An 8,719-nucleotide genomic window follows, 5' to 3' on the forward strand; every position below is an offset into this window, starting at 1 on the left:
CGCCCCCCCCCCCCCCCCCCCCCCCCCCCCCCCCCCCCCCCCCCCCCCCCCCCCCGCCCCCCCCCCCCCCGCCCCCCACCCCCGGGGAGCCACCGGCGCCGCCGGCTCCTCCGCTGCCGTACAACAACCCGCCTGCGCCGCCAGCCTGACCCGGTCCGCCGGCGGCGCCGTCGCCGATCAACGGGCGCCCAAGCAGCGCCAGTGCGGGTGCGTTAATTGCGTTCAGCGCGGCCTGCTCGGCATTTGCGACCTCGGCGGCCGCGTAGGAGCCCGCACCGGCGCTGAGGGTCTGCACAAACTGCTCATGGAACGCCGCTGCTTGCGTGCTGAGCACCCGGTACCGCTGGGCATGGGCGGAAAACACTGCCGAAATAGCCGCTGACACCTCGTCGGCGCCTGCCGACACAACATTCGTGATCGACCCGGCAGCCGCAGCGTTGGCCGTGCTGATTGTGGAGCTTAGGCGTGCTAGGTCACCAGCCACCGCCGCTAGTGCATCCGGTGCTGCAACGACAAACGACATCGAGCCACCTCTCTGAAAAACAAGACAGCAGATGCCGGGTGCTGGACCCGCATCGATTTGTGAGTATCGCGACTCGGACGTCCAAATTGACGCGTTCGATAATTGAGTTTGCTATGAAAGCAGCGGCATGGGGTCGGTGTCACGCTGCGACGGCCCCCCGGTACTCGCGTTATTGCCGAATACCCGGGGTATCGCCCTCAGCGAGGGGCATGGTCTGCGACACGTACTCGCGGATGAGGCGCGTGAATGCTCGCGCGGCGGCGGTTTGGTAGGTGCCCTCGTGGGTGAGCAGAGTGACGGTCCGCGTCGGTAGGGGCGGCTCGAGTGTTACCGGGCGGAGCTGCGGGTGGTGGGCGGCGATTGCGTCGGGCAGCACGGTGACCAGCGGGGTGTGCCGGACTATCTCGATGAGCGCCTGAATCGAGTTGGCTTCCAAGCTGATTCGCGGTGTGATCCGGTGTTCGGCAAAATATGCGTCGATGTGACCGCGAGTGGCGAAATCGGTGGTGATCAGGGCCAGCGGCTGGCGTTCGACGGTCTTGCCGGTCAGTCGTCTGACGGGGTTGGACGCGCCGGCGACGACGACGAGCGTTTCGGTGAAAAGAGTTGTGGCGGCGATTCCTTGCCGGTGCGGTTGATCGAAGGCGATGCCGAGGTCGAGTTCGTCGGCCAAGAGTTGGCCTTCCATGCTGTCCTGACTCATTTCCCGAACTGTCACAGTGATGCCGGGATGGTGGGTGTGCAGTTCGGCGATAAGTGGTGCAACAAGGTAGGCCGTAAAGGTGGGGGTAAGGGCAAGCCGGAGATGGCCACGCGAGAGGTCGGTTACGTCATGGACCGCCCGTTGTCCGGCGGCGAGTTCTTGCAGTGCCCGGTGAGCGTGTTCGAGGTAGGCCTGACCGGCATCGGTGAGGCGCACAGAGCGGCCGGTGCGATCGAGGAGTTGCGCACCGATGCCGCGCTCCAGTTGCTGAATCTGTTGAGACAACGTCGGTTGGGAGACATGGAGGTCCTGGGCTGCGCGGGTGAAGTTCCCGCGATCGGCGACGGCTTGCAGGTATCGCAGGTGGCGCAGTTCCGGCTGCATGACCTGACTATAGATGAAACCTATCGATCCGATCAGAAAAGCGTCTTGGACACTATGGCATTGGTGCGCGCATGGTTGATGCGTAGTCGTAGAGAAAGGAAAATCCAATGACTCACGCACAGTTGAACCCCGCTGCACGCCAAGCTCTCGCCGTCGCTGCGGTGGACGCCAAGATCGCCAAAGACTTGACATGGCAAGACATTGCCGACGCCGCGGGCCTGTCCGTTGTCTTCACCACCGCGGCGATGCTTGGTCAGCACGCATTGCCAAGGGAGGCCGCCACCGCGGTTGCGGACCTGCTCGGCCTTGGCGACGATGCGGCGGCGCTGCTACAGACAATCCCGTCTCGGGGCAGCATCCCTGGCGGCGTGCCCAGCGACCCGACGGTTTACCGGCTCTACGAGATGATCCAGACCTACGGGACCACGCTCAAGGCGATAATCCATGAGCAGTTCGGCGACGGCATTATCAGCGGCATCAACTTCAAGCTCCACGTGGACAAGGTGCCGGACCCCGAGGGCGGTGAGCGCGCGGTGATCACGCTTGACGGGAAGTACCTGCCCGTCAAGCCATTCTGAGGGCCGCTCGCCGAGCGTCACGCTAGCGTGGCGGCCGACATCGAGCGTCACGCTAGCGTTGCAGTCGACGTCGAGCGTGCTCTACTCCGCCCGCCGAGCGTCACGCTAGCGTGACGGCCGACGTCGAGCGTCACGCTAGCGTGACGCTGTGGATAGCCGGCACCCACTGATGTGACTGCCGTCGTGCTTCGTGCAACTCTGCCGGCGTGGCGCAGCCATTTCTCGGCAGTGAAGCCGTTGCAAACGGGGATCTCGTCAAGAGCGCACTTCGGACGCGGTACAAAAGGCTGCATCGCGACGTGTACGTCGCCAAGCATGCCGAGTTGACGCCCGACGTGCGTGCGAGAGCGGCATGGTTGTGGTCGAGACGGCGCGGCATTGTCTCTGGTCTGACCGCGAGTGCCGTACACGGTGCGAAGTGGGTCGAACCGGGCACGCCGACGGACATTCTGCACACCAACCGAAATCCAATGCCCGGAATCAAGACCCGGGGTGATCGCATCGAGGATGACGAGATCGTTTGGCTGGACGGGGTTCCGGTGACGACGCCGACGCGAACGGCACTCGACTTGGGCTGCTGGTATCCCATCGACGACGCGGTGGCCAGACTCGATGCCTTACTGGCGGCCACGGACCTGAAGCCCGCCGAAGTGGCGCAACTCGCTGAGCGATATCCCCGCCGTCGCGGGATACGGAAGGCGGGGATTGCGCTCGATCTTGCCGACGGCGGATCACAGTCACCAAAGGAAACCTGGCTGAGGCTGCTGCTGATTCGGGCCGGGTTGCCACGTCCGCAGACGCAAATTCCGGTTTGTGACGAGTTCGGCGCAGTGTTCGCATATCTCGATATGGGCTGGGAAGAGGTAAAAGTTGCCGCCGAATACGACGGCGAACAGCATCGAACCGATAAGCGGCGATACGCCTGGGACCTCCGCCGACAAGAAAAGATCAAGCGCCAAGGCTGGATTGATATCCGAGTGGTCGCGGAGGATCGGCCCGAGCAAATCATCCGCCGGGTACGAGGCGCGCTTGCCGACCGAGCGTCACGCTAGCGTGACATTCGACGGCGGGAGCCACGCTGGCGTGACGCTCGGCGACAGGGCCGGCACGCGGGGCCGGGCGCTAGGGCCAGGCGCGGGCGTCAGGCCGGGATCAGCTCGACGCCGCTGAGTACCACGGCGTTGTCGCGTGCGGGTGCGACGACGCCGGCCAGGAAGCGGCCGTCTTCCTTCCAAACGTTGACCTGCAACGTCTCACCGGGATACGCGACGCCCGCAAAACGTGCGCCGTAGGCCGCCACCGCGCCGGCATCTCCGTCCAACAGCGCGTCGGTGATCGCTTTGCAGGTCATGCCGTAGGTGCACAGCCCGTGCAGGATCGGTGCGGGAAAGCCTGCGGCAGCGGCGAATCCGGGATCGGAGTGCAGTGGGTTGCGGTCACCGCACAACCGGTACAGCAGCGCCTGTTGCGGCAGGAGCGGCACCGCGAGCTCAAGGTCGGGCGCGCGGTCGGGGACGCCGTCCGAACCCGAGGGCCCGCGGTCACCGCCGAATCCGCCTTCGCCGCGGGCGAAGATCGACCGCCGCTGCGTCCACAGCAGGCTGCCGTCGGGTGCGGTCACCGTCGTCTCACTCCAGATCACCGCGGCCTTGCCCTTGTCCCAGATGTCGGTGAACCGGGTGACGGCCTTACCCGATCCCGAAGGCGGCAGCGGCCCCGGCACTTCCACGCGCTCGGATGCGTGCAGCACCTTGCTGAGTTCGATGTCGATGCCGGGGAACTGAACGGTGGGCGGCTTCGTCATGTGGAACGACGCGGCAACATTGCCGAAAGTGGGCAACACCTGCGGCGTGTCGTCGACGAGGTAACGCAGTTCACGCGGGTCCAACGGGTCCGCTCCGGCACCCAGGCCAAGGTGGTAGAGCTGAATATCGCTACTGGTCCAGGAGAATTCGATCGGATCAAGCTCGGCGGCGAGAGCGACCTCGACATCAATCGGCATTACCGGGCCTCCGCGATGTGCAGTGCGGCCAGATACCCGAATGTCATGGCCGGCCCGATGGTGCCGCCGGGTCCCGGGTAGGTGTGGCCCATCACCGGTGAACTGACATTGCCTGCGGCATAGAGGCCTTCGATGACGCTGCCGTCGTCGCGCAGGGCCCGGCCATGAATGTCGGTGCGAATGCCGCCCTTGGTGCCGAGGTCACCGGGCACCATCTTTGCGGCGTAATACGGAGCGTGGGTGAGCTCGCCGAGGTTCGGGTTCGGCTTGTTCGTCGGGTCGCCGTAGTACCTGTCGTAAGCGCTCTCGCCCCGGTGGAAGTCCTGATCGACCCCGGCGCGGGCGAACTCGTTGAAGCGTGACACCGTCTTGGTGAACTCCTCGACCGGCAAACCGGCCTTGCTGGCCAGTTCCGCCAGTGTGTCGGCCTGGATGATGACGCCCGACTCCATCCACTTACGCGGGATGCGTTGTCCTGCTTGCAAACCCGCAAATATGTAGCGGTCGCGGTACTGCTGGTCGAACACGAGCCAGGCGGGGATGTTCTCACCGGGTCCTGGGCCCTGGCCGTGCTCGCCGCCGTACATGCGGTGGCCGGCCTCGACGTAGGGCAGCGACTCGTTCATGAACCGCTTGCCCGACATGTTGACCATGATCGCGCCAGGGGAGTTGCGTTCAGAGAGAGCGATCCACGGCGCACCCACCAGCGGCACCGTCGGGATCCACCAGGCGTCTTCCATGAAATCCAGGGCCGCGCCCAGTTTTTCGCCCGCGGCAATGCCGTCGCCGGTATTCGCCTTGGCGCCGACCGTCCACTCCGTACCGATCGGGGCGCGCTGGTACTTCACCCGCATCTGCTCGTTGTGCTCGAACCCGCCGGAGGCCAGGATGACGCCACGGCGGGCCCGGATCAGGCGCGGCTCAGCGGATTCGGACGCCGCGGTGTCTCGCACATAGACCCCGCGCACCAGGCCGTCCTGCACATGCAGATCGGTCAGCGCGGTGTTGAGCACGACCGGAACCCCCGCCTGCTGCAACCCGATTCGCAACGGCGCGATGAGTGCCCGGCCCATGCCGACGAGGTTCTTGCCGGTCGACTTTGCCCACATGGTCCGCGCACCGACCTTCAGACTGCGCAGCACGCCGCGGGGGTGCCGTTTCAGCAAATTCAGCCGCACGTAGTCCTGTTGCATCACAACCACGTTCAGCGGGACCTTGCCGTACGCGGGTTCCAGGCCGGCTTCGTCGGGCCCCAGCTTGCGAGCGTTGAACGGCTTCGGTTCGATCGAACGTCCGTCGGCCCGTCCGCCCGGCGCCTCCGGGTAGTAGTCGGAGTACCGCGGCACCCAGCACATCTTCAGCGGGGTGTGCTTGAGCACGAAGGAAAGCATCTCGGGCCCGCGCTGTAAGTAGGTGTCGATGCGCTCTGGCTCGACGACGTCGCCGATGATGCCGTGCAGGTAGGTGCGGGCCGCTTCGGGGGTGTCCTTTACGCCGGCGCGCTCGAGAACTTCGTTGTTGGGAATCCACACTCCGCCGCCCGAACGGGCGGTCGAGCCGCCGAAGTGCGGCGCCTTCTCGATGACTACTGTCGAGAGGCCGCGGTGCGCGGCGGTCAGGGCAGCCACCATGCCGGCGCCGCCGCTCCCGACCACGACGACGTCGTACTCCTGTGCTGTCATGTAGAACACGTTATAGAATTGCCCGGGTCGGGCGCTACTGGCCCGGTCACGAGAACGAGGGGACTTCGGCAAATGCTCGATGTTGGGACCCGTGACGAGCTTGCCGCCGATCTGGCCCAGGCCGAACGGAGCCGCGAGCCGATCGCCCCGTTGACGGCCGCCTATCCCGATATCGACGTCGTCGACGCCTACGAAATCCAGCTGATCAACATCCGGCAGCGCGTCGCCGAAGGCGCCCGGGTGGTCGGGCACAAGGTGGGGCTGTCGTCGAAGGTGATGCAGCAGATGATGGGCGTCAACGAGCCCGACTACGGGCACCTGCTCGACGACATGCAGGTGTTCGAGGACGTCGCGGTGCAGACGTCGCGTTACCTGCTGCCGCGGGTCGAGGTCGAGGTCGGCTTCATCCTGTCGGCCGATCTGCCCGGCGCGGAATGCACCGAGGACGACGTGCTGGCCGGGACGGAGGCCCTGGTGCCGTCGATCGAGCTGATCGACACCCGGATCAAGGACTGGCAGATCAAAATCTGCGACACCATCGCCGACAACGCCTCATCGGCGGGATTCGTGCTTGGGGAGGCTCGGGTGTTACCGGGCGATATCGACGTCAAGGGGATCGACGCGAAGCTGACCCGCAACGGGGAGCTGATCGCGGAGGGCCGTAGCGACGCCGTGCTGGGAAATCCGGTCACTGCGGTGGCCTGGCTGGCCCGCAAGGTGGAAAGTTTTGGTGTGCGCCTGAAAAAGGGTGACATCGTGTTACCTGGATCGTGCACCTTCGCCGTCGATGCGCGGGCGGGCGACGAATTCGTCGCCGACTTCGCGGGACTGGGTGCCGTCCGGTTGGCGTTTGAATAAGTCTTTGAATAGGTCACGCCGCGACCATCGGGTAAGGAGCGTTCACATGCCGGACAAGGCCAGTGTTGCCATCGTCGGATCGGGCAACATCAGCACTGATCTGCTCTACAAGCTGCTGCGGTCGGACTGGCTGGAACCGCGCTGGATGGTAGGCATCGACCCGGACAGCGAAGGTCTGGCGCGGGCTCGCAAGCTCGGGCTGGAGACCAGCCACAAGGGCGCCGACTGGTTGCTGGAACAGCCGGAGAAGCCCGACCTGGTGTTCGAGGCGACCAGCGCCTACGTGCACAAGGACGCGGCGCCCAAATACGAGGCGGCCGGGATCCGCGCCATCGACCTGACTCCGGCGGCGGTCGGACCGGCGGTGATTCCGCCGGCCAACCTGCGCGCACACCTGGACGCGCCGAACGTCAACATGATCACTTGCGGCGGGCAGGCGACGATCCCGATCGTCTACGCCGTGTCCCGGGTGGTCGACGTCCCGTACGCGGAGATCGTGGCGTCCGTCGCGTCGGTGTCTGCAGGGCCGGGCACCAGGGCGAATATCGACGAGTTCACCAAGACCACGTCGCGGGGAGTCGAGACGATCGGCGGCGCCGCCCGCGGCAAGGCGATCATCATCCTCAACCCGGCCGACCCGCCGATGATCATGCGCGACACCATTTTCTGCGCCATCCCCGAGGACGCCGACCGCGACGCGATCGCGAAGTCCATTCACGAAGTGGTCGCCGAGGTGCAGACGTATGTGCCGGGGTACCGGCTGCTCAACGAGCCGCAGTTCGACGAACCGTCGATCAATTCCGGCGGCCAGGCTCTGGTTACCACGTTCGTCGAGGTGGAGGGCGCCGGCGATTACCTGCCGCCGTACGCGGGCAACCTGGACATCATGACCGCGGCCGCGACCAAGGTTGGCGAGGAGATCGCCAAGGAGACGCTGGCCGTGACGGGAGGCGCACGATGACTTCACCCTCGATTTGGGATGTGCGGATTACCGACACCTCGCTGCGCGACGGGTCGCACCACAAACGGCACCAGTTCACCAAGGACGAAGTGCGGGCGATCGTGACGGCGATCGATGCCGCGGGCGTACCGGTGATCGAGGTGACGCACGGGGATGGCCTGGGCGGCTCGTCGTTCAATTACGGGTTCTCCAAGACGCCCGACCAGGAACTGATCAAGCTTGCCGCCGAGACGGCGCGCGACGCCAGGATCGCCTTCCTGATGCTGCCGGGTGTCGGCACCAAAGAAGACATCAAGCAGGCGCAGGACAACGGCGGCTCCATCTGCCGCATCGCCACCCACTGCACCGAGGCCGACGTCTCCATTCAGCACTTCGGGCTGGCCCGCGAGCTGGGCCTGGAGACCGTCGGGTTCCTGATGATGGCCCACACCATTCCGCCGGAGAAACTGGCCGCTCAGGCCCGGATCATGGCCGACGCGGGTTGCCAATGCGTCTATGTCGTTGATTCCGCCGGCGCGCTCGTTCTCGACGGGGTCGCCGACCGGGTGGCCGCGCTGGTCGCCGAGCTGGGGTCGGATGCCGAGGTCGGTTTCCACGGGCACGAAAACCTGGGACTGGGGGTCGCCAACTCGGTTGAGGCAGTGCGCGCCGGGGCCAAGCAGATCGACGGCAGTGTGCGCCGGTTCGGCGCCGGGGCCGGTAACGCGCCGGTGGAGGCGCTGATCGGGGTGTTCGACAAAATCGGCGTCAAGACAGGTATCGACTTCTTCGATATCGCCGACGCCGCGGAGGACGTGGTCCGTCCGGCGATGCCGGCCGAATGCTTGCTGGACCGCAACGCCCTGATCATGGGGTACTCGGGCGTTTACTCCAGCTTCCTCAAGCACGCCATCCGCCAGTCCGAGCGCTACGGGGTGCCGGCCCACCAGCTGCTGCATCGCGCTGGCCAGCGCAAACTCATCGGCGGTCAGGAAGATCAGCTGATCGACATCGCGCTCGAGATCAAGCGTGAGCAAGAAAACGGTGTG

Annotated in this window: 9 protein-coding genes; 5 read left to right on the top strand and 4 right to left on the bottom strand. The window is 65.7% G+C overall.

Annotated elements, in window-relative coordinates; all coding sequences use genetic code 11:
- Both A9X01_RS30840 and cynR read right to left on the bottom strand, forming a co-directional pair.
- The coding region (locus A9X01_RS30840; RefSeq protein ID WP_216638907.1) for a PE family protein at positions 1-523 on the bottom strand (523 nt) is incomplete at its 3' end.
- Positions 524-692: 169 nt separating this feature from the next.
- On the bottom strand, positions 693-1,610 hold the full coding sequence (gene cynR / locus A9X01_RS09980; RefSeq protein WP_065120605.1) for a transcriptional regulator CynR: 918 nt from the start codon (positions 1,608-1,610) through the stop codon (positions 693-695).
- Between the two features lie 107 nt (positions 1,611-1,717).
- Between cynR and cynS the strand changes: the two genes are divergently transcribed.
- Together cynS and A9X01_RS09990 are read left to right on the top strand one after the other, a co-directional pair.
- A complete protein-coding gene (gene cynS, locus A9X01_RS09985; protein WP_065120606.1) occupies positions 1,718-2,188 on the top strand; it encodes a cyanase in 471 nt (156 codons plus the stop codon).
- A 206-nt stretch (positions 2,189-2,394) separates the two neighbouring features.
- On the top strand, positions 2,395-3,240 hold the full coding sequence (locus tag A9X01_RS09990) for a type IV toxin-antitoxin system AbiEi family antitoxin (protein ID WP_065120607.1): 846 nt from the start codon (positions 2,395-2,397) through the stop codon (positions 3,238-3,240).
- A gap of 89 nt (positions 3,241-3,329) precedes the next feature.
- Here A9X01_RS09990 and A9X01_RS09995 read toward each other — a convergent pair whose 3' ends face one another.
- Complete coding sequence (locus tag A9X01_RS09995; protein ID WP_065120608.1) at positions 3,330-4,190, bottom strand: MaoC/PaaZ C-terminal domain-containing protein; 861 nt, start codon at positions 4,188-4,190, stop codon at positions 3,330-3,332.
- Positions 4,190-5,872 (bottom strand): 3-oxosteroid 1-dehydrogenase, encoded by a 1,683-nt coding sequence (gene kstD / locus A9X01_RS10000; protein ID WP_065120612.1) that lies wholly within the window; start codon positions 5,870-5,872, stop codon positions 4,190-4,192. The genes A9X01_RS09995 and kstD overlap by 1 nt, the downstream gene beginning before the upstream one ends.
- Positions 5,873-5,944: 72 nt before the next feature.
- On the opposite strand from kstD, the gene A9X01_RS10005 reads away from it, so the two are divergent.
- The 3 genes from A9X01_RS10005 to dmpG all read left to right on the top strand — a co-directional run.
- On the top strand, positions 5,945-6,730 hold the full coding sequence (locus A9X01_RS10005; RefSeq protein WP_065120609.1) for a 2-keto-4-pentenoate hydratase: 786 nt from the start codon (positions 5,945-5,947) through the stop codon (positions 6,728-6,730).
- 46 nt (positions 6,731-6,776) lie between these two features.
- Positions 6,777-7,691 carry an acetaldehyde dehydrogenase (acetylating) gene (locus A9X01_RS10010; protein WP_065120610.1) on the top strand — a complete coding sequence of 305 codons (915 nt, stop codon included), beginning with the start codon at positions 6,777-6,779 and terminating at the stop codon, positions 7,689-7,691.
- A partial coding sequence (gene dmpG, locus A9X01_RS10015) for a 4-hydroxy-2-oxovalerate aldolase (protein ID WP_065120611.1) occupies positions 7,688-8,719 on the top strand: 1,032 nt, incomplete at its 3' end. The genes A9X01_RS10010 and dmpG, both read left to right, overlap by 4 nt.

Origin of the sequence: Mycobacterium asiaticum, from assembly GCF_001668675.1 — a bacterium.
GTDB classification, from domain to species: Bacteria; Actinomycetota; Actinomycetes; order Mycobacteriales; family Mycobacteriaceae; genus Mycobacterium; species Mycobacterium asiaticum_D.